This is a genomic window from Salinisphaera shabanensis E1L3A (assembly GCF_000215955.2).
GTDB lineage: Bacteria > Pseudomonadota > Gammaproteobacteria > Nevskiales > Salinisphaeraceae > Salinisphaera > Salinisphaera shabanensis.
Map to the genome: position 1 here is coordinate 1 of NZ_AFNV02000014.1, position 21,832 is coordinate 21,832.

18 protein-coding genes are annotated in these 21,832 nt (G+C 61.5%); 1 reads left to right on the forward strand and 17 read right to left on the reverse strand.

Annotated elements, in window-relative coordinates; all coding sequences use genetic code 11:
* On the forward strand, positions 1–467 hold a 467-nt coding region (locus SSPSH_RS09960; protein WP_021031664.1), incomplete at its 5' end, for a class I SAM-dependent methyltransferase.
* A 14-nt stretch (positions 468–481) separates the two neighbouring features.
* On the opposite strand, the gene SSPSH_RS09965 is transcribed toward SSPSH_RS09960, so the two are convergent.
* The 17 genes from SSPSH_RS09965 to SSPSH_RS10045 form a co-directional block, all read right to left on the reverse strand.
* Positions 482–1,009 (reverse strand): gamma carbonic anhydrase family protein, encoded by a 528-nt coding sequence (locus SSPSH_RS09965; RefSeq protein ID WP_040607921.1) that lies wholly within the window; start codon positions 1,007–1,009, stop codon positions 482–484.
* Positions 1,010–1,033: 24 nt separating this feature from the next.
* Positions 1,034–1,723: a tRNA (adenosine(37)-N6)-threonylcarbamoyltransferase complex dimerization subunit type 1 TsaB gene (gene tsaB / locus SSPSH_RS09970; protein ID WP_006912473.1), complete on the reverse strand. Its 690-nt coding sequence runs from the start codon at positions 1,721–1,723 to the stop codon at positions 1,034–1,036.
* Positions 1,720–3,627 carry a DNA repair helicase YoaA gene (locus tag SSPSH_RS09975; protein WP_006912474.1) on the reverse strand — a complete coding sequence of 636 codons (1,908 nt, stop codon included), beginning with the start codon at positions 3,625–3,627 and terminating at the stop codon, positions 1,720–1,722. The genes tsaB and SSPSH_RS09975 overlap by 4 nt, the downstream gene beginning before the upstream one ends.
* Positions 3,624–4,166: a tetratricopeptide repeat protein gene (locus SSPSH_RS09980; protein ID WP_021031665.1), complete on the reverse strand. Its 543-nt coding sequence runs from the start codon at positions 4,164–4,166 to the stop codon at positions 3,624–3,626. Before SSPSH_RS09980 ends, SSPSH_RS09975 begins: the two co-directional genes overlap by 4 nt.
* Before the next feature lie 107 nt (positions 4,167–4,273).
* Positions 4,274–6,574, reverse strand: coding sequence for a penicillin-binding protein 1B (gene mrcB / locus SSPSH_RS09985; RefSeq protein ID WP_021031666.1), 2,301 nt, complete (start codon positions 6,572–6,574; stop codon positions 4,274–4,276).
* A gap of 227 nt (positions 6,575–6,801) precedes the next feature.
* On the reverse strand, positions 6,802–7,539 hold the full coding sequence (gene phoU, locus SSPSH_RS09990; protein ID WP_006912477.1) for a phosphate signaling complex protein PhoU: 738 nt from the start codon (positions 7,537–7,539) through the stop codon (positions 6,802–6,804).
* Between the two features lie 26 nt (positions 7,540–7,565).
* A complete protein-coding gene (gene pstB, locus SSPSH_RS09995) occupies positions 7,566–8,399 on the reverse strand; it encodes a phosphate ABC transporter ATP-binding protein PstB (protein ID WP_021031667.1) in 834 nt (277 codons plus the stop codon).
* A gap of 56 nt (positions 8,400–8,455) precedes the next feature.
* Positions 8,456–9,625 carry a phosphate ABC transporter permease PstA gene (pstA, locus tag SSPSH_RS10000; protein ID WP_006912479.1) on the reverse strand — a complete coding sequence of 390 codons (1,170 nt, stop codon included), beginning with the start codon at positions 9,623–9,625 and terminating at the stop codon, positions 8,456–8,458.
* 20 nt (positions 9,626–9,645) lie between these two features.
* Positions 9,646–10,875 carry a phosphate ABC transporter permease subunit PstC gene (gene pstC, locus SSPSH_RS10005; protein ID WP_006912480.1) on the reverse strand — a complete coding sequence of 410 codons (1,230 nt, stop codon included), beginning with the start codon at positions 10,873–10,875 and terminating at the stop codon, positions 9,646–9,648.
* 106 nt (positions 10,876–10,981) lie between these two features.
* Complete coding sequence (locus SSPSH_RS10010; RefSeq protein ID WP_006912481.1) at positions 10,982–12,007, reverse strand: PstS family phosphate ABC transporter substrate-binding protein; 1,026 nt, start codon at positions 12,005–12,007, stop codon at positions 10,982–10,984.
* Between the two features lie 510 nt (positions 12,008–12,517).
* Entirely contained in the window at positions 12,518–13,774 is a 1,257-nt protein-coding gene (locus tag SSPSH_RS10015; protein WP_006912482.1) for a porin, read from the reverse strand.
* Between the two features lie 296 nt (positions 13,775–14,070).
* Positions 14,071–15,399 carry a phosphate regulon sensor histidine kinase PhoR gene (phoR, locus tag SSPSH_RS10020; protein WP_006912483.1) on the reverse strand — a complete coding sequence of 443 codons (1,329 nt, stop codon included), beginning with the start codon at positions 15,397–15,399 and terminating at the stop codon, positions 14,071–14,073.
* Between the two features lie 27 nt (positions 15,400–15,426).
* Positions 15,427–16,122 (reverse strand): phosphate regulon transcriptional regulator PhoB, encoded by a 696-nt coding sequence (phoB, locus tag SSPSH_RS10025; RefSeq protein ID WP_006912484.1) that lies wholly within the window; start codon positions 16,120–16,122, stop codon positions 15,427–15,429.
* Between the two features lie 93 nt (positions 16,123–16,215).
* On the reverse strand, positions 16,216–18,834 hold the full coding sequence (pepN, locus tag SSPSH_RS10030) for an aminopeptidase N (RefSeq protein WP_006912485.1): 2,619 nt from the start codon (positions 18,832–18,834) through the stop codon (positions 16,216–16,218).
* A 63-nt stretch (positions 18,835–18,897) separates the two neighbouring features.
* A complete protein-coding gene (locus tag SSPSH_RS10035; protein ID WP_006912486.1) occupies positions 18,898–20,019 on the reverse strand; it encodes a beta-ketoacyl-ACP synthase III in 1,122 nt (373 codons plus the stop codon).
* A gap of 79 nt (positions 20,020–20,098) precedes the next feature.
* Positions 20,099–21,544: an alpha/beta hydrolase family protein gene (locus SSPSH_RS17960; RefSeq protein ID WP_051339820.1), complete on the reverse strand. Its 1,446-nt coding sequence runs from the start codon at positions 21,542–21,544 to the stop codon at positions 20,099–20,101.
* 1 nt (position 21,545) lies between these two features.
* Entirely contained in the window at positions 21,546–21,785 is a 240-nt protein-coding gene (locus SSPSH_RS10045) for a hypothetical protein (RefSeq protein WP_006912488.1), read from the reverse strand.
* Positions 21,786–21,832: the final 47 nt, after the last annotated feature.

The window sequence follows — 21,832 nt, forward strand, 5'->3', positions numbered from 1 at the left end:
CTCAGGTACTCGATACTACCTGTGGCCTGGGCCGCGACAGCGCCACCCTCGCCGCGCTCGACTGTACCGTCACCTCGCTCGAACGCCACGATGTTTTATTCGCGCTCTTGGACGACGCCCGGGCGCGCGCGCAAACCGCGCCGCCGGTATGGCTCGCCGCATGGCGTGATCTGATTCATGCCGATGCGTGCGACTGGCTGGCCCAGGCGCCAGATCGTGTATTCGATATCATTTATATCGATCCGATGTTCGATGCACCCCGGCGCAAGGCACGCCCGCAAAAAGCGCTTGCGTGGATGCACGAACTGGTGGGCACAGATACCGATGTCGCGTCATTGCTGGAACGCGCCCGCGAGCGGGCAGCGCGCCAGGTGGTGGTCAAGCAACATGCCCGGGCCACGTCGATCGCCCGCCCGGACCGTCAGGTCGAAGGCAAGGCGATCCGCTTCGATATCTATCTGAGCTGAACCCGGCTGCCTATTTATATCGCGGCGAGACCGGCCAGAAAGCGCTTGTAATTCTCTACATAGTGGGCCGCGCCGCGACGCAGTTTCTGCGCGTCGTCATCGCTGAGTTCACGCTTCACGCGCCCCGGCACACCGATCACCATGCTGTTGTCCGGTATTTCCTTGCCTTCCGGCACGAGCGCCCCGGCGCCGATCAGACAGTTGCGCCCTATTTTCGCGCCGTTGAGTACGGTCGCCTTGATGCCGATGAGGCTGTTGTCGCCGATCGTGCAGCCATGGAGCATGGCCTGGTGGCCAATCGTGCAATCGGCGCCGACAGTCAAGGGAAAGCCGGGATCGGTATGCAGCACGCACCCGTCCTGCACGTTACTGCCACGCCCGATCGTGATCAGTTCCTGATCACCGCGCAACACGGCGTTGAACCAGATGCTGGCATCGATTTCGAGCTTCACGTTACCCAGAACGGTGGCGTTCTCCGCGACGAAGAACTGCCCGGCGTCGGGCGTTTGCGGCGTGGTGGCGTTCAGTCGATACAACATGATTTTCCTCCGATTTCGGTTTTATAGCTAACGCGAGCCGCCCGGCTTGCGGGCGACGTCGTCGCGCACATACACCGGCAGCGCCTGCGATGCGGGCAAACCCTCGCCATGGCGCAATGCCGGCACCGCCAAGCGTGCAATATCGAGCGCGTGCGGCCAATGCTCGCTCGGCGTTAGTGCTTCGGGCGCCAGACTGCGCTCGGTGGCGACCACGCCCCAGCCGTTGCCAGCACGGGTGTATTCGTTGGCCGTCTCTATCTCGAGCATCTCCGGTCGGATGACGCGTTCGTCGCCCAGCGGCCGCGGCGTAGCACCGTCACCGCGCACGTAGTCGGCGGTATAGATTTCGCCCATGCGGGCGTCCTGAACCACGCGCACGCGATTCACGTGCTCGTCGTTGTGCAGACACCGCGCGGCGAGTGCCGCAAGCGTGGAAACCGGTACGACGGGTCGATCCACACCGGCTGCAAGACCCTGAATGAGACCGGCGGCAATACGCAGGCCGGTGAACGCGCCCGGCCCGCGCGCGAAAGCAAAACCGTCGAGATCGGCGAGCGTGAGTTCGGCCCGTTCGAGCAGTTCCGCAGCGAGCGGTAACAATCGACGCGCATGGGCCTGCGGCGCGATTTCGAAGTGCTCGACCTCGTAGCCACGTACACAGTCCACCACGGCCACGGATAGCGCTTCGGTCGACGCGTCCAGCGCAAGTAACTTCATGCGGGCGCCAGGCTGTCGAGAAATTCGCAGGCCACGGCCTGATCGCGAGTGATGGGCATAGGCGGCAGGCTCGCACGGATAGCCCCGCCGTAACGCGCCGTGAACAGCCGCGGATCACAAATCGCCAGCACGCCGCGATCGGCAGCATCGCGAATCAAACGTCCAACGCCCTGTTTGAGGGTGATGATGGCCTGGGGCAGCTGATAGTCCATGAACGGGTTTTCCCCGGCCTCTTTCATCGCCGTGAAACGCGCGGCAAGCACGGGGTCGGCCGGCGACGCGAACGGCAACCGGTCGATGATGACCAGCCGTAGCGCCTGACCGCGTACGTCCACACCTTCCCAGAAACTGCTGGTGGCCACCAGCACGGCGCCGTCGTCCTGGCGAAAATCGGCAAGCAGATCGGCGCGCGGCGCGCTGCCTTGCATAAGCACCTCGATACCAGCCGCAGCCAGTGCCTCGCCGTAGCGCGCGACTGCACGATAACTGGTGCATAGCACAAACGTGCCGCCGCCGGACGCTTCGATCAACGACAGCGCCTGAGACACCACCGCGTCATCGAAATCCGGCGTGTTCGGCGCCGGCATGGTACGCGGCGCATAGAGCATGGCGTTTTGTTCATAGTCGAACGGGCTGGGCAGCACCTGCTGGGTCACATCCGTGAGCCCCAGTCGACGACAGAAGTAATTCAGGTCGTTCTTCACCGCCAGCGTCGCGGAGGTAAAGATCCAGGCACCGGGATAGGCTTCGATCGCGCGCGAAAACGGCGTGGCCACGTCCAATGGGGTGCTGTGCCAAATCCAGGCACTACCCCGTTTTTCGAGCCAGCTGATGCGATCGGCATCGCTCGCACTGACCGTGGTCAGCGCGGCTTCCAGTTCGCCACAGCGGCGGGACAGCGCTTTCATCCGATCGCTGCGCGTGGCCACGGGTTCCAGGCCGGTCTTGAGCGCGATCAGCCCGGCCGCCAGATCGTCGCGCGCTGCCCGGCGTACATCTGTTTCCAGTTCTTCCCAACTCCGGTTGCCGGGCGCGTCGCCCAGCGCATCGGCAAATCGCCGCTCGGCGTTGCCGACATCCTTGAGCTTGGCTTTCAGACCCGGCATGTCACCGCCGAGCGTGTCCAGTTCCGCGAGACCATCGCGTACCAGATCTTTAAGCTGGCGCGCCGAGAGTGCCTGGCCAAAGAACCGGCCGGCAATATCGGGCAGGCGGTGGGCTTCGTCGAGCACAATCGCATCGGCGCCGGGCAATACTTCGCCGAACCCGGATTCTCGCAGGGTCAGATCCGCGAACAGCAGATAGTGGTTGACGATTACCAGGTCCGCCGCCTGGGCCTCGCGGCGCGCGTGTACGACCCAGCACTGGTCGAACAACGGGCATTCCTGGCCGAGGCAGTTGTCCGTGGTCGAGGTGATGCGCGGCCAGAGCGCGTCGCCGTCGCCGAGATCGCCGAATTCGCCCAGGTCGCCCGTCGTGGTACGGGCCGCCCAATCACGCACCGCGCGGATCTTGGGCGCAAGATAGAGATCGCCGCTGGCCTCGGTAAGATTGAGCCGGTGCAGGCACAAATAATTCGCACGCCCCTTGAGCACCGTGGCATGCACCGAGCGCCCGAGCACCGTCTGCGCCAGCGGTACATCCTTATCGTCGAGCTGGCTTTGCAGATAGCGTGTCGCGGTCGAAACGATAATCTTGCGCTGCGAAGCCAGTGCGGGCAGCAAATAGGCCAGCGTTTTGCCGGTGCCCGTGCCCGCCTCGACAACGAGCCGTTCGCCTGCATCGATGGCACGTGCGACCGCTGCCGCCATCTCGGCCTGCCCGGCGCGAGCCGCGTAGCCTGGCAAGGCACGCGAGAGCGCGTCATCGTCGGTGAAAAGCGCGGCGCCGGCCGCAGCACTCATCGCATGAGCTGCTGGCTGGCGCTGCGATAGCTGCTGGCGCGCTGCATGGCTTCATCGGCGCCGCTGCGATCGCCACCGACACGACGCGCTTCGGCAATCAAGCGCCAGTTGTCGGCGCGTACGAACGGATTGTCCCCGGCGACGCTATTGGATTTACGCGCCATCGCCTCGGCCTGGCCGCCCTGGCCCTGGGCGAGTTTCACGCTGGCCAGGCGCTGATAGACAAACGCGTTACGCGGTTCCAGATCGAGCGCACGCTCCAGCGTGGCCGCGGCCATATCCATGTTGCCGTTGCGCGCGAGCGTATCGGCACGCCCGAGCAGCGATAATACCGCCGGGCTGCTGGCTTCCTGTGCAGAGCGCGGCGGCATGACCTCGGGCTCGCTCGGCCGCTCCGGCACACGTTCTGGCTCGGGTGTACGCCCGGGCGACGGAATCGTGGGCGAGGCCGGGCCTTGTGGCGGCGGAAAGCTGGTGCGTTGGTTCGTGGCACAGCCCGCCAGAGCGACTAGCACCACAAGTGCTGCGATTCGTTGCATGATCCCAAACCTCTACTCAGATGGCAGCGTCGATCTGCTGGGGGTAACGACCGCAACCTTTGCGCTGACATCGTCAGGTGCTTGAACGCGAGCGACCGATGACGCGATCAGCCGAACAAGCGCTGTAGCCAGTTACCCTCTTCCTGTTCTTCTTGCCGCTGTTGCGGCTGCTCACGACGATAGCGATTTTCGCGCATGATATCGCTATCGCAATCCGAAAGCCCGTCCGGCACATAGCCGCGCACGAACGGCACTGGCGTAGTGCCGCTACAGCCGCCGTAATCATTGCCGGACGCGCCGTTGGGGTCGAACCGTAGGCGCAGCGGAACTTCCACTACGTCCTCGGGCGGCACGTTCATCAAGCCGCGCGGGTCGATATCGGCCATGATACCGGCCCACAGCTGCAACGCACCCGTCGCCCCGGTGAGCTGTGCGGGTTTGTTGTCGTCGCGACCGACCCATACCACCGCCAGTCGGTTGGCCGCGAACCCGGCGAACCAGCTGTCGCGTAGATCGTCCGTAGTACCGGTCTTGCCAGCCACATTGATCGAGCGATCGAGGGTTCTGTACATCGTCGAACCGGTGCCGTAGCGCGCCACGCGCTGCAGTATCCAGTTGGTCAGATAGACCGGCGATTCATCCACCGCGCGGCGAATCTTGAGCGGGTAGCGCGACAACGGCTCACCTTCGCGCGTGGTGACATCGCGAATGGCGAGCAAGGGCGTGTAATAGCCGCCGGCCGCAAGCGTGTTATAGATTTGTGCGACCTGCATGGGCGCCATATCCACGGCCCCGAGTGCCAATGACGGCACGGACAATGGATCGCCGTTGTAGCCAAGCTCTTTGAGCGTATCGATAACGTCGGGAATACCGACATCAAGCGCGAGACGTGCGGTCGACAGGTTATAGCTGTGGGTGAGCGCATAGTGCAGCGGCACTTCGCTGCCGTGCGTACTCTTGGAGTAATTCTGCGGCCGCCAGGTATCGCCGTTCGCCAGTTTGACCGATAGCGCACTGTCGTCGAGCGGCGTGATCAGATTGTATTTCGACGGCTCGGCGAGTGCGGTGAGATAAACCACCGGCTTCATCAGAGAACCGATCGGCCGACGTGCATCGAGCGCACGGTTGAAGCCGGCGAAACCGGCATCGCGACCGCCCACCAGCGCCAGTACGCGCCCGCCTTCGACGCTGGTAACCACGGCCGAGGCTTGCAGGCTGTCGCGCTCAATACCGCGTGCCGCTTCGACCTTGTCGAGCCCGTCCGAGACCCGTTTTTCAGCGGCGGCCTGGACCTCGGGATCGAGCGTGGTGAAGATGCGCAGGCCTTCTTCGGTCAGGTCGGCGTCCTTGTACTGGCCCAGCAGTTGGCGACGCACCAGATCGATGAAGGCCGGATACTGGCTGGTACTGCGCACCGTGCGTGCGGTTACACCCAGATCAGCCTTCTTGGCTTCACGCCAGCTGTCTTCTTCCAGAAAACCGGCGCTGTGAAACATGTCCAGCACCAGGTTTCGGCGGCGCAGAGCGCGCTCCGGATTACGGCGGGGATCGTAGTAGCTCGGGCCCTTGACCATGGCCACCAGCAACGCGATCTCCTGGGGCTGCAGCTCTTCGAGGGGCTTCTGGAAATAGAAATAGCTCGCCAGACCGAAGCCGTGAATCGCGCGGCCGCCATCCTGGCCGAGATAGACCTCGTTGAGATAGGCCTCGAGAATTTCCGGCTTGGAATAATGCGCATCGAGCAGGATCGCCATGAGCGCTTCCTTGGCCTTGCGCACCAGCGTCTGCTGATTGTTCAGATAGAAGTTCTTGACCAGCTGCTGGGTAATGGTGGAGCCGCCCTGGACCACACCGCCCGCGCGCAGGTTCGCGACCGCCGCACGCAGAATCGATTTCGGCGATACACCCCAGTGATTCATGAAATCCCGGTCTTCGACCGTGATCAGGCCGGCGGGCAACATCGGCGGCACATCGCCAAGCTTGACCAGAATCCGGTCTTCACCCTGCTTGGGGTAGATACTGCCGATCATGAGCGGGTCGAGCCGGATCAACGCCAGATCACCCTGTTTGTCGAGCGCGGAGAGCGAACTCACGCCGGTACTGTCGAAATTCAGCCGGATTTCGCGGGACGCCTGCTGTCCGTCCCAGAAATGAAACGCCCGGGTATGAATATCCAGCCGGCTAACGCTGCTGCGATACGTGCCCGACCGCGACAGGCTGGAACTGGCCCGATAGCCCTGGCGATCGAGCCGCGAGACGATCTCGCTGCGTGATAGGTCGAGGCCGGAATAGAGTTCGAGCGGGCTCGCATACACCTTGGCCGGTAACGTCCAGCGTGTGCCTTCGAACTGGGCACGAACCGCGCCGTCCAGATAGACCATGTAGCCGGCCAGTACCGCAGCCGCCATACAGCCCAGCAAGAACACATATGGCAGAAGACGTCGGAAGAACCCACGCTTCGCTTTCGTGCGCGTCGGTTTGCGCGCCTTGCGCTTGGGTGCAGCTCGAGTGGGTCGCTTTTTCTGGGCCAATTCCGCTATCCGCGCCAGTCAGGGACGCCGATAGTACCAAAGCTCAGCGCGAGTTTTGTGCGCCGCACCGACCGACGGTACGACACGGCAGCCAGGCAGTCGATTCAATCGCCGCGCCGACGCGCCGCACCCTCGTTGATTTCTTTTTCCATGGCCTCGAGCCCGATGTGGCGCACGTCCTTGCCTTCCACGAAATACACCACGTACTCGCTGATATTCGTGGAGTGATCGCCTATACGCTCCAATGCCTTCACCGCCCAGAGCACGTCAAGCATATGTCGTATGGTGCGCGGGTCTTCCATCATGTAAGTGATGCACTGGCGTACGATGCCCTCATACTCGCGATCGACATCCTCGTCCTGCTGGGCGACACGCAGCGCCGCTTCCGAATCCAGGCGGGCAAAGGCGTCAAGCGCGTCGCGCAGCATCTCGCGCACGTGCCGGCCCAGCATTTCGATCTGGTAGAACGCGCTCTTCGGGCGGTCGTAGCTGGCGAGATGCGTGGACATACGGCCGATCTTTTCGGCTTCGTCACCGATACGCTCGAGATCGGTAATGGTCTTGGCCACGGCAATGATCAGGCGCAAATCGCCAGCCTGGGGCGCACGTCGAGCGAGAATGCGCGTGCATTCCTCGTCGATCTCGACTTCCATGCGATTGACTTCGGTATCGCCTTGGACCACCTCTTCGCCGAGCGCGCCCTCGCCGGTGATCAGCGCGCGCACCGCGTCCGCGATCTGCTGCTCGACCAGACCGCCCATGGCGAGTACAAGTTCTCGCACATCCTCCAGATCGGCATCGAACTGCTTCGAAGTATGTTTTTCCAGCCCGACTTTATCCATAACGCTCTCCTGCCGGCCGTTGCCGTTCAGCCGTATCGGCCGGTGATGTAGTCCTCGGTCTTCTTCTCGCGCGGATGCGTGAACAACGAGTCGGTATCCGAGTATTCGACGATATTGCCGAGATGGAAGAAGGCCGTATAGCCCGCCACACGCGCTGCCTGCTGCAGGTTGTGGGTAACGATCACGATGGTGTAGTTCTCTTTGAGCTCATCGATAAGCTGTTCGACCGTGGCGGTGGCGACCGGATCGAGCGCCGAACAGGGCTCGTCCATCAGCAGCACCGACGGGCTCACCGCGATCGCGCGCGCGATACACAGGCGCTGCTGCTGACCACCGGAAAGCGACAGACCAGGCATCTGCAACCGATCCTTGACCTCTTCCCACAAGCCCGCGCGCTTGAGCGAATGCTCCACCAGGTCTTCCATATCGGTGCGTTTGCGCACCTGACCGAGAATCTTGGGCGCGTAGGCAATATTATCGTAGATGCTTTTCGGAAACGGATTGGGCTTCTGGAACACCATGCCGATATGCGAGCGCAGCTCGACGACATCGACCTCCGGCGCATAGATGTTCTGGTTTTCGAACTCGACTTCACCTTTGATGCGCACATCCGGAATCAGATCGTTCATGCGGTTGAGACACCGCAGGAACGTCGATTTGCCGCAGCCGGAGGGGCCGATCAGCGCCGTGACTTCGTTTTCTGCCACATCCATCGATACGCCGTGTAGCGCCTGCTTCTCGCCATACCAGACCTCGAGGTCACGGACCTTCATCTTCGTCTTCTGATTCACTCGCGGGCGCTCCGTGGTCGGCACTCGTACCACCTGGGTACTGTCGCCGGTCAAATCTCGTGTACGCATCCTAAGTCTCCGCCCAAGAAAAGGGAAAATTTTCAAACCGTTGAGTCGGCGCCCGCCTACCAGCGGCGCTCGAACCGATTACGCAGAATGACCGCCGTGGCATTGAGCGTGATCAACAGCGACAACAGCACCAGAATGCCGGCCGCGGTAAGACTCACATAGGCGCCTTCCGGCATGCCCGACCAGGTAAATATCTGGGCCGGCAGGACCGTTGCCGCCTCGGTCATGCTTGTTGGCGCATCCGGGATATACGCGATCATGCCGATCAGCAGCAGCGGCGCGGTCTCGCCCATGGCCTGTGCGATGCCGATGATCGTGCCGGTGAGAATGCCCGGCAGCGACAGCGGCAGGACATGATCGCGAATCGCCTGCCAACGCGAGGCACCCACCGCCTGCGCGCCCTGGCGGATATTCTGTGGCACTGCCTTGAGCGCGGCGCGCGTACTGATGATGATCACCGGCAGCGTCATCAGCGATAGCGTCAAGCCGCCCGCCAGCGCCGAGGAACGCGGCACGCCGAAAAAGTTGATGAAAATCGCAAGACCCAGCAAACCGAACAGAATCGACGGCACGGCTGCCAGGTTGTTGATATTGATCTCGATGCCCTGGGTAAAGCGGTTATCCGGCGCAAACTCCTCAAGATAGATCGCCGTCGCAACACCGATCGGGAAACTCACGAGCAGCACGACGATCATGACGTAGAACGAGCCAACGAAAGCCGACCACAGCCCGGCGTTGGACGGGATCTTGGAGTCGCCGGAAAAGAACAAGCCGGAATTGAAGCCATAACTTACGCGCCCTTCCGAATCGAGGCGGTCGAGTGTGGCCTTGAGTTCCGGATCGAGGCGATCGCTATAGCCTTTGCGGTACTGGTCGACATGCGCGGTGGCGGTCAGCCAGCGTGTCTCGGTCGTACCCATGAGCTCGGGGTTGGCATCGACCCGACGCGGAATGGTGCGATAGAACGCCCGCGAAATCAGCGGCGATACCTCTTCGCGTACCGATTCGTTGGTGAACTTGACCGTGTCTTCGTTGTAGGTGACTTCGACCTCGATCTCGGTCTGCACGAACGCCGAATAGCCCTGGCGAATCATGTCAGTGAAGAACAGCACGAGAAACGCCATGGCCAACACCAGCGCGCCGATGCAATAGGCCTTGAAGCGTTTTTCCGCACGGTAGCGTTTCTTGAGCTGGCGCGAAGGCGACAGCGTAATGCCTTGACTCATAATCGAATGCCCTTTGAGCGCTATTCGTAGGACTGGCGGAACTTGCGAATCACGATGATCGAGATCAGATTCAGCGTGAGCGTGACCACGAACAGCACCAGGCCGAGCGCGAATGCGGCCAGCGTTTCGGGGCTGTCGAAGGCCTGGTCACCGGTGAGCGCATCGACGATACGCACCGTCACCGTGGTCATGTCTTCGAGCGGGTTCCAGGTGAGGTTCGGCCGCAGACCGGCAGCCATGACCACGATCATGGTCTCACCCAGCGCGCGGGAAACACCCAGCAGCGCAGCGGCCATGATGCCGGGGAAAGCCGCCGGCAGAATGATCTGCTTGATGGTCTCGGATTTGGTTGCGCCCAGTGCATAGGCGCCTTCACGAAGACTGTTGGGAATCGAATTGATCACGTCGTCGGACAACGACGAGATGAACGGAATGATCATGATCCCCATCACCAATCCGGGCGCGAGCGCGTTGGTATACGAGGCATGCAAGCCGAAGAAATTGGCCACCTCGACCACCAGCGGACTGACCGTGATCGCGGCGAAGAAACCGTAGACGACCGTCGGGATACCGGCCAGAATTTCGAGCATCGGCTTGGCCAGCGTGCGTACGCGATAGCTGGCGTATTCGGACATATAGATCGCCGAAAGCAGCCCCACCGGAATCGCCACCGACATAGCGACCAGCGTGATCATGAACGTGCCGGCAAACAGCGGTACCGAACCGAATTGGGAATCAGCGGCTTGCTGGCCGGGGCGGAATGTCGCCACCGGCGACCAGTTGGTACCGGTCACGAAGTCCCAGACGCTGACCTGGCTGAAGAACTTCAGCGCCTCGAACAGAATCGAAATGATGATGCCGAACGTGGTGAGAATCGACACCAGCGACGCGGCAAAGAGCGTCCAATAAACAAATTTCTCGATCGCATTGCGTGCACGCAGCGTCGGCTCGACCTTGCGTAGCGCGATCATCAGCCCGACCGCGGCACCGAAGAGCGCGAAAGACAGCACGAACGGTGCAGACGGAACCTGCAATCCCAGCAACGCAGCCGATGCGGCAACGATACCGATTGCAAGGGCCGGCAGCGCCATCCAGGTCGCCACATAAACGCCGTACTGCGCCGGCAAAGAATGCATACGGCTGCCCGCGGCGTCCGATAACAATGCCTTGCGTCGCCCGAGAGCGAACGCGACAGCGGCCATCGGTACGAGGCCACCGAAGAAGACGAGCAGTATTTGGCTGGTTTCCAAAACGCGATCCTAGGCTGAAAAGCGAATGCGGCGGGCCGCCATGATAATCAAGATGGCGCCGGCACGCCGCTTATCGACGTGTACCGGCGCCGTGTCAGTCGAACGTCTAGCTTTCGAGATCCGAGGCCTTGAGCTTGGCACGCGATTCCCACTCACTACGCTCGGCTTTCAGACGATCCTCGGGCAGCGGGATGAGACCGAGGTTCTTCAGATAACCGCGGTCGCTCGCCATCTGATCCGACAGGAACATGTCGACATACTGCTCCATGCCTTCGACCTGATCGACGTGAGCGTTCTTGGTATAGAAGAACAGCGAGCGCGAAACCGGGTACTCACCCGAGGAGATCAGATCGCGCTCGGGCTCGACGCCGTCGATCTTCGCGCCCTGGATCTTGTCGCGGTTTTCTTCCAGATAGGAGAAACCGAAGACGCCGAAGGCATCCTTGTTCTGAGCAAGCTTCTGCACGATCAGGTTGTCGTTCTCGCCGGAGGGCACGTATTTGCCGTCCTGACGGATCGTGGTGTAAGCCTCGTCATAGCCTTCGATGTTCTCCGAACCGTGTTCCATGACCAGTTCTTCGAACGCGTCACGGGTACCCGAGGATGTCGGCGGGCCGTAGATCAGGATGTCTCGATCCGGCAGCGACGAGTCAATGTCGCTCCACTTGTTGTACGGGTTGTCGACCATCTTGCCGTCTTTCGGCACCTTGGCGGCGACAGCCAGGGTGATCTGCTCACGACTCAGATCGATCGCATCGTCGGTCTTGCTCTGCGCGAACACGATACCGTCGAAGCCGACCACATTCTCGGTGATGTCCTTGACGCCATTGTCCTGGCACATCTTGAACTCGGACGGTTTCATGCGACGCGAGGCGTTGGTGATGTCCGGCGTATTGGCGCCCACACCGCCGCAGAACAGCTTCATGCCGCCGCCGGAACCCGTGGACTCGACCACCGGCGTACGAACGTCGCTCGTCGCGCCCAGTTCCTCGGCGACATAAGACGAGAACGGATAAACCGTGGACGAGCCCACGATACGAATCTGATCGGCAGCCTGCGCAGCACCAGCGGTGGCGAGCAGGCCCGCAGCGATACCCGCCGCGCCCAGCGTGTGTTGCAAACGAAGTTTCATCAATGTCTCCCGGATGAAAGATTTCAGGCCAGCGGTTCTGACCTGCGGTGAGTGTGGGAGCAAACTTTGAACAGGGTATTGCCGATCGATGACAGATTTGTGACAAGCCGTATAAATAGGTCTTGTTCGCTGTTTTCTGGGCACTAGCGAGTCAATAGCCGCGGCCGCTCGACCCTTCATCCCAGCGGTTGCTGGCCGAGCGCGCCCGCGCTGTGCACCGGGGGCCGACACTAACCGAATCGGCGCTCTCCCGGGCGGCGAGGCGAATGCGCAACCCGTCGGGCGATTTCCAAGTCTGATGACGCGGCATTCACGGGCCCGAGTGCGTTTCGAAAACGTGTAGGCCTCGTTCGACACCGCGCCTTACGGCATCAAGCCGTTGCCAATGCCCTTATGCCCGACGAACCCTGCCGGAAACGCGTGGCGATAAATAGCAGCCAAAAAAAGACCCCGGGCAAGCCGGGGTCATGATCAAAGGGAGCAATCCGCTTCTTGTTTTCAGGGGAGTTTTTACAGGACCTGCTGGAACTGCAGGAACAGCGTGTTCTGATCCTCGCCGATACCGGCCGGGTTGATCACCTGCCCGTTCGCATCGTTCGCATACAGCACGTCACGACCGATTTCATAGGTCAGCTGGATTTTGGCGTCATGCTTGTTGAAGAAGTAGTTCAAACCGGCCGAGTAACGCTTGTCCATGTCGTCGGAAATAATGGTGCCGTCGGCATCGCGATAGCCGTCGTCCAGATCCAGCGCAGAGAAGCCGGCGGTGAACTCGAGCTTGCTGGGCACGATCATGTAGCCGGCCTTGACCATGTAGGTCATGAACTTCGCGTCGCCTTCATCGTTGACGAAGCCGATACCGTCGGTCACGCCGTTGTCGGAGAGAAAATCACGGGTGCCATCGGTCACTTCCGCGTTGGTGTACTGAATGGCAGCATCCGCGGAGAAATACCCCGAACGGAAAGCGGCATCCACGCCCAGGCCAGTGACGCTGTCATATTCGCCTTCCGGGCTGCTATCGGCTTCAAAATCCTCGAACCCGGCGTCACTGTCGTTGTCCCAGTAGAAGCCGTTGAGGCCAAGGCCGAACTTGGTTTCTTCACCGAACGCACCCTGAGCGAGCTTGAACCCACCCAACGGAGTGAAATCGATACGGCCGGCAAACATCTTGCCGAAGTAATCCGGATCGCCGCTTACCCGCGATTCGAAGTCCACTTTGTCCAGATCGCTTTCCAGGCCGGCGTTGAATACGCCTGCTGCCACCTGAAACACGTCACTCGGCGCGGCGGTATACAGAATACCGATCTGGCGATCCGGCACACCGAAATTGTGGTCACCCACCACGGTACGCTCGACGAACTGCTGACGCTTGGACGAGGTAAGCAACTCGCGCGAGTACGGCACGTTCATGTTGCCAACCTGGATCTCGCCGGCCGATAGCCCCGAATAGTTGATGAAAGCGTCCTTGACTTCCGGATCTTCCGACGTATCGCCAAAATCGACCTGCCAGATACCGTAAATGTTTTCCGTGAGCGTGCCTTCGATATAGAAGCGCATGCGGCGCAGAAAGAAATCGTCGCCCGAGTCGCTGCCTTCGCCTTCGCTATCGGCATCGACCAGACGGTACTGCGGTTGAAGACGGCCGCCGATCTCAAGCGACTTGTTGCCTTCCTCGTACAAGGTAATGCCGGCCGAAGCGAGCATGGGCATGGCGGTAACAGCCGCGCCGGCGAGCACGCCCATGGCGCGCAGTTGAAAACGGTTCATCAGTAGGTCTCCCTGGATTGTGTCTCGGCTTGTGCAGCCGCGGGAGAAACTACCTAAGACGTGTGACAGTCAGGTAACCGCTTTATGACGGTCATATGACGGTGCCGAACGAGCGCGCTGAGATTGGCTTTTCAGCCATAGGACGTCGAAGGTGAAACACTTGCAATAGCCGGCCTCAGGCGTGGGCAGCGCGGCGATACCGTCTGATCGGGCCGCCGTCGGGCAAACGATATATGGACACTCGTGCGCCTCGCCGGCCCGGGAGCGGACCCAGGTCGCGATCGGAACGGCTGCGTTCAGGCGGCCTGACGGTCGAGTGCGCGTTGTACCGGGAACCGGCAAGTAAACGTCGAACCAAAGCCCGGTTCGCTGTGGATCTCCAGCTCAGCTTCGTGATGCTCGAGGCAGTGTTTGACGATCGCAAGCCCGAGACCGGTCCCACCGCTGCTCGCTTGCCGCCCTGGATCGACGCGATAGAAGCGCTCGGTCAAACGCGGCAGATGCTGAGCTTCGATACCGGGGCCGTTATCGGTGACCGAAAAACAGGCCGCGTCCTCTTCTCGCCACCAGCGCACCTGGATCGTGCCGGCGTCGGTGGTGGTATAACGCACCGCGTTGGATAAGAGATTGGAAAACACGCTCTCCAATTCGCCCGGCCGGCCATACAGGTCCAGGTCGGGTTCGATATCCAGCACGATCTCATGGGTCGTGCTGTTCGCACGTCGGATATCGTCGACGAGCGATTGAATCATGGTCGGGATATCAATACGTTCCTGGCGCTGCTGCAACCCCTCGCTTTCGAGGCGCGCCAGTTTGAGCAGGCTGTCGATGATGCGGTTCATGCGCCGCGACTGTTCACCCATCTCCCGAATCGGCGCCTGCCAGCCGGTGAGCGCGCCATCGCTACCCGCCTCTTCTTCCATCATTTCCAGATAGCCGCGCAGTACCGTCAACGGCGTTCGCAACTCGTGGGATGCATTGGCGACGAAATCCCGGCGGGTATGTTCGAGGCGTTTCTGCTCGCTGATATCGCGCGCGATGAGCAGGCGCTGGTTATTACCGTACGGAATCAGCCGAAGCAGTAGCGTGTCCGCCTCGTTAACCGGCGACGGCACCTCGAGCTCGCCGATGTGCTCGGCCTTCATCAACTGGCTCGATACACGCGGATGGCGTAACAGATTCGCCAGGCGCTGGCCCAAATCCTGCGGGCTGCGCAGCGCCATCAGCGCACCTGCGGCCTCGTTGAACCACACGATTCGTCCTTGCGAATCGAGCACGACCGCGCCATCGGGCAGAGCCGCCGTCGAGGCCTGGAATTCGTGAACGATGCTCTTGAGCCGCTTCTTGCGCTTGCGGTTGCGCTGTTTGAGCCGGTACAGCTCGGTATAGATCTCTTGCCAGACACCGATGCCCTCGGACGGCTCGATTCGATCCGAGGCCAGCCAGCGATGCAGCTGGTAGGCATACATCAGGTGCATACCCAGATAGGCACACACGCCGATCAAAATGGCGACAAGCTCGTAGCCGGTCAGTAGCCCGACCACCGCGCACAGCGCAAGCCACGCGCCGATGATGAACAGTTCGCGACGCCATACCCGTGCCGCGCCCGCCGAGGGAATACTCATAACCTCGCCAGTCGCGATAGTGCGAGGCTACACCGCCTTGCTGGAGAATCGATAACCGCTGCCCCGCACCGTCTGAATGAAATGATCGAAACCGAACGGCGCAAGCGCCTTGCGTAGACGCCGAATATGTACATCCACCGTCCGTTCTTCAACAAACACATTCTGGCCCCAAACGCGGTCAAGCATCTGCTCACGTGAATACACGCGTTCCGGATTGCTCATGAAGAATCGGAGTAGCCGGTATTCGGTGGGTCCGAGCTTGACCGGTGCATCGCCGGCCGCGACCCGCTGGCTGGCGGCGTCCAGAACCAGCCCATCGAGCTCCAGCGTTTCGTCCTCGCCACCTGGCAGGCTTCGGCGTAGCACCGCGCGCACGCGCGCGACGAGCTCGGAGGAGGAAAACGGCTTGGTGATGTAATCGTCCGCGCCGAGATTGAGCCCTCGCACCCGGTCGTCGGCATCCACACGGGCGGTGACCATGATCACTGGCAACTGGGCGGTGAGCTCGTCGCGGCGCAGTTCGCGCGCGAACTCTGCGCCCGAAACACCCGGCAACATCCAGTCGAGCAACACCAGATCCGGACGCCGCTCGGCCATGGCAAGACGTGCGCTCTGCGCGTCCTCTGCTTCGCTGACGGCGAAATCCGCTCGCTCCAGGGCGAATCGAATCATGTCGCGGATCGGCGCTTCGTCCTCGACGATCAGAACATGCTTGTGCTGCATTACGTGGGGTCTCATGGGGACTATGACGCCGTAACGCTAGGCACTCGATATTACAGCAATATGACAACGCTGGCCGGGCGACCCATGAACCGTTCAGGCAGCCACGTTGCTCTGTTCGAGCCCGGCGGCAACGATCTCACGCGTGTTGTCCGACAACTCGGCTTCGGCGATACGCGCAAGCGCTGCCCGCATGCCGTCGGCCTGCGCCGGAACATGGCGTGCCCAGTTGGTGAGCATGCCGGCCAGCGCAGCAGCGAGCTGCGGGTTCAGGCTGTCCAGGCGCAGTATCTCGTCGGCAATCAGTGCATAGCCTGCACCGTCGGCACGATGAAACCCGACACGATTGCCGCGTACGAAACCACCCAGCAGCGCACGAATACGATTCGGATTGGTGAAATCGAAGCGCGCATCAGCCAGCAATTCCCGCACGCGTTCCACGCTGTCGTCACGACGCGTCGTCGCTTGCAGTCTGAGCCATTTGTCCATGACCAGCGGATAATCCGCCCATGTCTGCGCGAAATCGTCGAGCACGCGTTGGCGTTCGGGCGCGTTCAGATCGCGCAGCGCATCGAGCGCGGCCATGCGATCAGTCATGTTGTCTGCGCCGTCGTAGACAGCGGCGGCGCGCGCGGCTAAGCCCGGTGCTTCAATCGTCGCCAGATAATCCAGCGCAACTGCAAAAACACGTCGGCGCCCTGCTTCGGCAACGTCGAATATATACGCGCTACTTGCCGCATGCGTATCCGCGAGCGCCTGGAAACGCTTGGCGAACCGAGTGGCGATCGCTTCTTTCAGCTCGCGCCGTGCGGCATCGATCGCAAAAATATCGACAGCGTCGAACTGTTCGCCGAGCATCGCTTCACTAGGCAGCGTCAGCATTTCGGCAAGCAATTCACGATCGGCCGGTGGATTGTCGAGCAGTGTCTCTATCGCCTCGAACAACAGCTCGGGCGCCGCCACTGGCGCGTTGCCTTCACGGCGCGCCGACACATCGGCCACGAGTGTCTTCAGATACAGCGCCTGGGCCGCATCCCAGCGGCAGACCGGATCGCTGTCGTGTGCCATCAGGCGTGCGAGTGCTTCGTCGCTTTGCTCATATTCCAGGCGCACGGGCGCGGTGAAACCGCGCAGCGCAGACACGGTCGGCTCGGCGTCGAAGCCATCGAACGTCCAGCTTTGTTCGGCGCTGTTCAAGCGCAGCACCTCGGCTTCGCGCACGGGCGCACCCTCGGCATCGAACAGCGCGATTTCAACGGGGATATCGAACAGCGGCTTGTCGTTCTGGTCGGGCGTGGCCGGCGTGTGCTGTGACAACGTCAGCTGCAGCCGGCCATCCTCAAAGTCGGTCGCGACCCGTACCCGCGGCGTGCCTGCCTGGGCATACCAGTGCCGGAACTGAGCGAGGTCGAGGCCGGTGGATTCTTCCATTGCGACCACGAAATCCTCGATGGTCACCGCCTGGCCGTCGTGCTTGTCGAGATAATGACGCACAGCAATAATGAACGCATCACGCCCGGCCATCTGCGCGATCATGCGGATCACCTCGCCGCCTTTCTCATAGACGGTGATGGTGTAGAAGTTGTTCATCTCCACATAGGATTCCGGGCGTACCGGATGCGCCCGCGGGCCGCCGTCCTCGGGGAACTGGATTTCGCGCATGGTCCGCACCTGGCGAATACGGGTGACGCCAGGCGAGCCCTGATCGATCGCGAACTGGTGCTCGCGATAGACGGTGAGCCCTTCCTTCAACGACAGCTGGAACCAGTCGCGACAGGTCACGCGGTTGCCGGTGTAGTTGTGGAAATACTCGTGGGCGACCACGTCGCGCACGAGCGCGAAATCGCTGTCGGTTGCAGTATCCGCACGCGCAAAGATACAGGCCGTGTTGAACACGTTCAGGCCCTTGTTTTCCATGGCCCCCATGTTGAAGCTGCCCACGGCCACCGTGACGTAGCTGTCCAGGTCGTACTCTAGACCGTAGGTGTCTTCGTCCCAAGCCATGGCCTGCTTGAGCGAAGCCATGGCGTGGTGGCACTGGTCTTCGTTGCCGTGCTCGGTATACAGCCGCAAATCGACCTTACGGCCCGACGCTGTAGTGTAGCTGTCGCGAATCATGCCCAGATCACCGACCACCATCGCGAACAGATAACAGGGTTTGGCGAACGGGTCTTCGAAGACCGCGTAATGACGGCCGTTGTCGAGCGTACCGGAATCGACACAGTTGCCGTTGGCCAGCAGCACCGGGAATTTGTGTGCATCGGCGCTGATTCGCGTGGTGTAGCGCGCCATGACGTCCGGACGGTCCGGGAAATATGTAATCCGCGAGAACCCGTTCGACTCGCACTGGCTACACAGGATATCGCCGGAGCGATAGAAGCCCTCGAGCGACAGATTCTGCTCGGGGCCGATAGTGTTTTCGACGACGAACGTGAATATTTCAGGCGGGTTATGGATAACCAGCGCGTTGTCGCTCAACGCATATTCATGCGTATCCAGCGCGCGACCGTCGATGGCGGCCGACAAGAACTGCATGTCCCGGCCGTCCAGGCGCCATTGGGACGTATCGTTCGCGTCAGGGTTGCGCCGTACCGCGTACGTCGCCCGCACCTGCGTGCGATCGCTTCGAATTTCGAAATCCAGATCAACCGTATCGATCAGATACGCCGGCGGCTGGTAGTCGGCGCGATACTTGCGCTGGGTGTCGCCAGTCATGACAGGCTGCCTAAGAGGATGAATGGATACGTCGTCGCGAAGGCGCTTCTATACCAGTCGCACTTATCGCTTGCGAGTAATAACGCTACCCGCGGAGTAGCCCGCGCCAAAACCGCACAGCACGCCGACATCGCCGGCGACCATGTCGTCCGAGAACTTGTGGAACACGATCACCGGCGAAGCCGAACTGGTGTTGCCGTATTCGGCAAGCACCGACGGCATCTCGGCTTCGCTGGCCTCGCGGCCGAGCACGCGCTTGCAGATCAGCGTATTCATGTTGATGTTGGCCTGATGCAACCACAGCCGCTTGATATCGGCCGCATCCACATCCAGCTCGTCGGCATGCTCGACGATCATCTGCGCCACCATGGGGGCGACATCCTTGAACACGCGACGCCCGTTCTGCACGAACAGGCGATCCGCCTCGGAGCGCTCGTCCATCTCGGCGCGATTGAGAAAGCCGAAATTATTGCGGATGTTATTCGAGAACTCGGTCTTGAGCCGGGTACCCAACACCTCGAAGCCCTGCCCGTCTTCGACAGCGTCGGCGTGCTCGATAAGCGCCGCTGTGCATACGTCGCCGAAGATGAAGTGGCTGTCGCGATCACGGAAATTCAGATGCGCCGAACAGATTTCGGGGTTGACCATGAGCACCGTACGCGCGCTGCCAGACTTGATCATGTCGGCGGCGGTCTGGATACCGAAGGCCGCAGACGCGCAGGCCACGTTGATATCAAAACCGAAGCGCCCCGCGCCGAGATACTTCTGTACCTCGACCGCCAGCGCCGGATACGGGCGCGGCAGATTCGAACACGCCACCAGCACAGCGTCGATGTCTTCCGGGCGTTTACCGGCCTTTTCGAGACAGGGCTCGATCGCGGCCATCGCCATTTCGCATTGCAGCGACGGCTCGTCGTTGCCGCGCGTACGAATCCACGGGTGCATCACGTCCGGGTCGATGATGCCGCTCTTTTCGACCACATAGCGGCTCTTGATACCCGATGCCTTGTATATGAAATCCGCGTTCGAAGGCGAAAGCGCTTCGACTTCGCCGCGCTCGATCGCACTGGCGTTGTCGCGATTGTAATTCTCGACGTACGCGTTGAAGGCGGTGACCAGCTCTTCGTTGGAAACCGACTCCGGCGGCGTGTAGAGCCCGGAGGCCGAGATAACGACGTTGTTCACCTGTATTCCCCTTCCATGACCGACAAAGCAAGCATTGCGCGGCATTCTCGCGCGCGAGCGCGTGTGTCACAACCGTGTCTTATCGAGCGGCGCCACTGCGGGTGACGATCAGGCCATGCCGATCGAGCGCATCTTCGACGAACGGCAACAACTCCGCTTCACGCCGAACCGACAGATGCGAGCCGTGATACCAGTGCATCGCCGGCTCGCCCCAATGGCGCCACAGGCGCAACGGCTGTTCCGGGTCCACTAGCCGATCCGCGGTCGCAGCAAAGATATAACGACGTTCATAGGGAACGACCGGCGTCAGGTGCAGCGGCGACACCGGCGCCATTAACGCGCTGAGCTGCGCCTGCGACAGCCCCTGCGCTTCCAGGTAGCGCAGATGCAGCGTCGGCATATGCGCCCACAACGCTGCCGGAATATCGGTTAACGGAATGCCGGCGATCACGCAGGCGAGATCGGCTTCGAAGGCCGCAAGCAACGCCGCGTGATAGCCGCCGAGACTGTAACCGAGCGCGCCGATCGGCTGGTCCGGCTGTTCGGCTCCGATCCAGGCCTTGAGCCGGCGCAGATCCCATAAGCCCTGGGCCTGCGCGTGTACGAGATCGGCCATCGGGCCGTCGAGAAAATGGCCACCGGTCACACGCGCGATTCTTCGCGCACCGTGTAGCGGAAGGATCGGCATCGCCACGTTCATGCCGAATTTGAGGTGCAGACGTTTCGCCCGGAATAACGATAGATCGAGCTCGTTGATGCCCATGCGATAGCCGTGGATGCAGATCAACCACGGCCGAGGTTCGCCTTCATGGCGGAAAATACGCGCGGCCATACGCTGATTGGGGCGATGTGCCTGCCAGCGGGCCGCACCGGGCAGCGCCGTATCCGCTTCGAAACCGCTATCGAAATGCAGCCAGTCAAACCGGCAACCCTGGGCTTTCGATGGCGTGAGTCGAACATCACGCGGTGGCGCAGGCGTACGATGCCAGGATCGCCGATCGGCGCTCCAATGCCCGCTTTCGGCGAGATCGTGCAGCGCACTGAGCTCGTCGAAATCACGCTTTACCACCGCGCCACGTGGAATACGTGCGCCGGCGACGAACATACCAAGCAGCGCTTCGTCGGTCGCCACTTTTCGACAAACGCCCAGGGATAATGGCGGCTCGGGCACAGCGCGCGGTCGTACGGATTCCCGGGTTGCGACCCAGCCCGCCGCGAGAAAACACACGCTCCCACCGACAATCAAACCGAGCGAGACAAGGCCGAGCCATGGCCACAGCACCACCGCCAGGAATATGCTCGCGACCGCACCCACGGCGAGATACTGGGTAATCTGGCGATCGCCCGGCCAGAATGCGATCGCGGTCGCACAGCCGAGAAGCGGCACACCGGCGAGCGTAGCCAGAACCGCCACAACCAGGCCATGAGACCAGCCGAAGATCAGCCATGCCAGGCCGACGACCAGCGGAATAAGTGCGGCCGCCTGCCAACGCGGCTGATCGCGCATGCGGCGAGGTTCGCTCATTTCAACGCTGAGTCACCGCAAAAACGATCACGCCAATCAGAGCGACAAGCAATACGCCCTGGCCCAGCCACAGCGCCGGATGGCGCTTTTGCACCAGCCAGGTCGACAGCGCCGCGGCCGCCGTGAATATCGCGGTGACCAATGTGATCTGTACGACATGGTCGAACCCGCCCCCGGCATCGGCCACAAGCTGGGGATACGGCCACATCATCAGGCAGACGACGGCATAAAGCAGCGTCATCAGCGCACCGATGCCGAGCGCGATCCAGTTGAGAAAAGACAGGAGTT

Bases quoted from the DNA above. Each gene is read 5' to 3' on its own strand.
- tsaB (WP_006912473.1), bottom strand. From the start codon at position 1,723: ATGAAGTTACTTGCGCTGGACGCGTCGACCGAAGCGCTATCCGTGGCC.
- SSPSH_RS09975 (WP_006912474.1), bottom strand. From the start codon at position 3,627: ATGAGTGCTGCGGCCGGCGCCGCGCTTTTCACCGACGATGACGCGCTC.
- SSPSH_RS09980 (WP_021031665.1), bottom strand. From the start codon at position 4,166: ATGCAACGAATCGCAGCACTTGTGGTGCTAGTCGCTCTGGCGGGCTGT.
- mrcB (WP_021031666.1), bottom strand. From the start codon at position 6,574: ATGGCGGCTGCGGTACTGGCCGGCTACATGGTCTATCTGGACGGCGCG.
- phoU (WP_006912477.1), bottom strand. From the start codon at position 7,539: ATGGATAAAGTCGGGCTGGAAAAACATACTTCGAAGCAGTTCGATGCC.
- pstB (WP_021031667.1), bottom strand. From the start codon at position 8,399: ATGCGTACACGAGATTTGACCGGCGACAGTACCCAGGTGGTACGAGTG.
- pstA (WP_006912479.1), bottom strand. From the start codon at position 9,625: ATGAGTCAAGGCATTACGCTGTCGCCTTCGCGCCAGCTCAAGAAACGC.
- SSPSH_RS10010 (WP_006912481.1), bottom strand. From the start codon at position 12,007: ATGAAACTTCGTTTGCAACACACGCTGGGCGCGGCGGGTATCGCTGCG.
- SSPSH_RS10015 (WP_006912482.1), bottom strand. From the start codon at position 13,774: ATGAACCGTTTTCAACTGCGCGCCATGGGCGTGCTCGCCGGCGCGGCT.
- phoR (WP_006912483.1), bottom strand. From the start codon at position 15,399: ATGAGTATTCCCTCGGCGGGCGCGGCACGGGTATGGCGTCGCGAACTG.
- phoB (WP_006912484.1), bottom strand. From the start codon at position 16,122: ATGCAGCACAAGCATGTTCTGATCGTCGAGGACGAAGCGCCGATCCGC.
- pepN (WP_006912485.1), bottom strand. From the start codon at position 18,834: ATGACTGGCGACACCCAGCGCAAGTATCGCGCCGACTACCAGCCGCCG.
- SSPSH_RS17960 (WP_051339820.1), bottom strand. From the start codon at position 21,544: ATGAGCGAACCTCGCCGCATGCGCGATCAGCCGCGTTGGCAGGCGGCC.
- SSPSH_RS10045 (WP_006912488.1), bottom strand. From the start codon at position 21,785: ATGACGCTGCTTTATGCCGTCGTCTGCCTGATGATGTGGCCGTATCCC.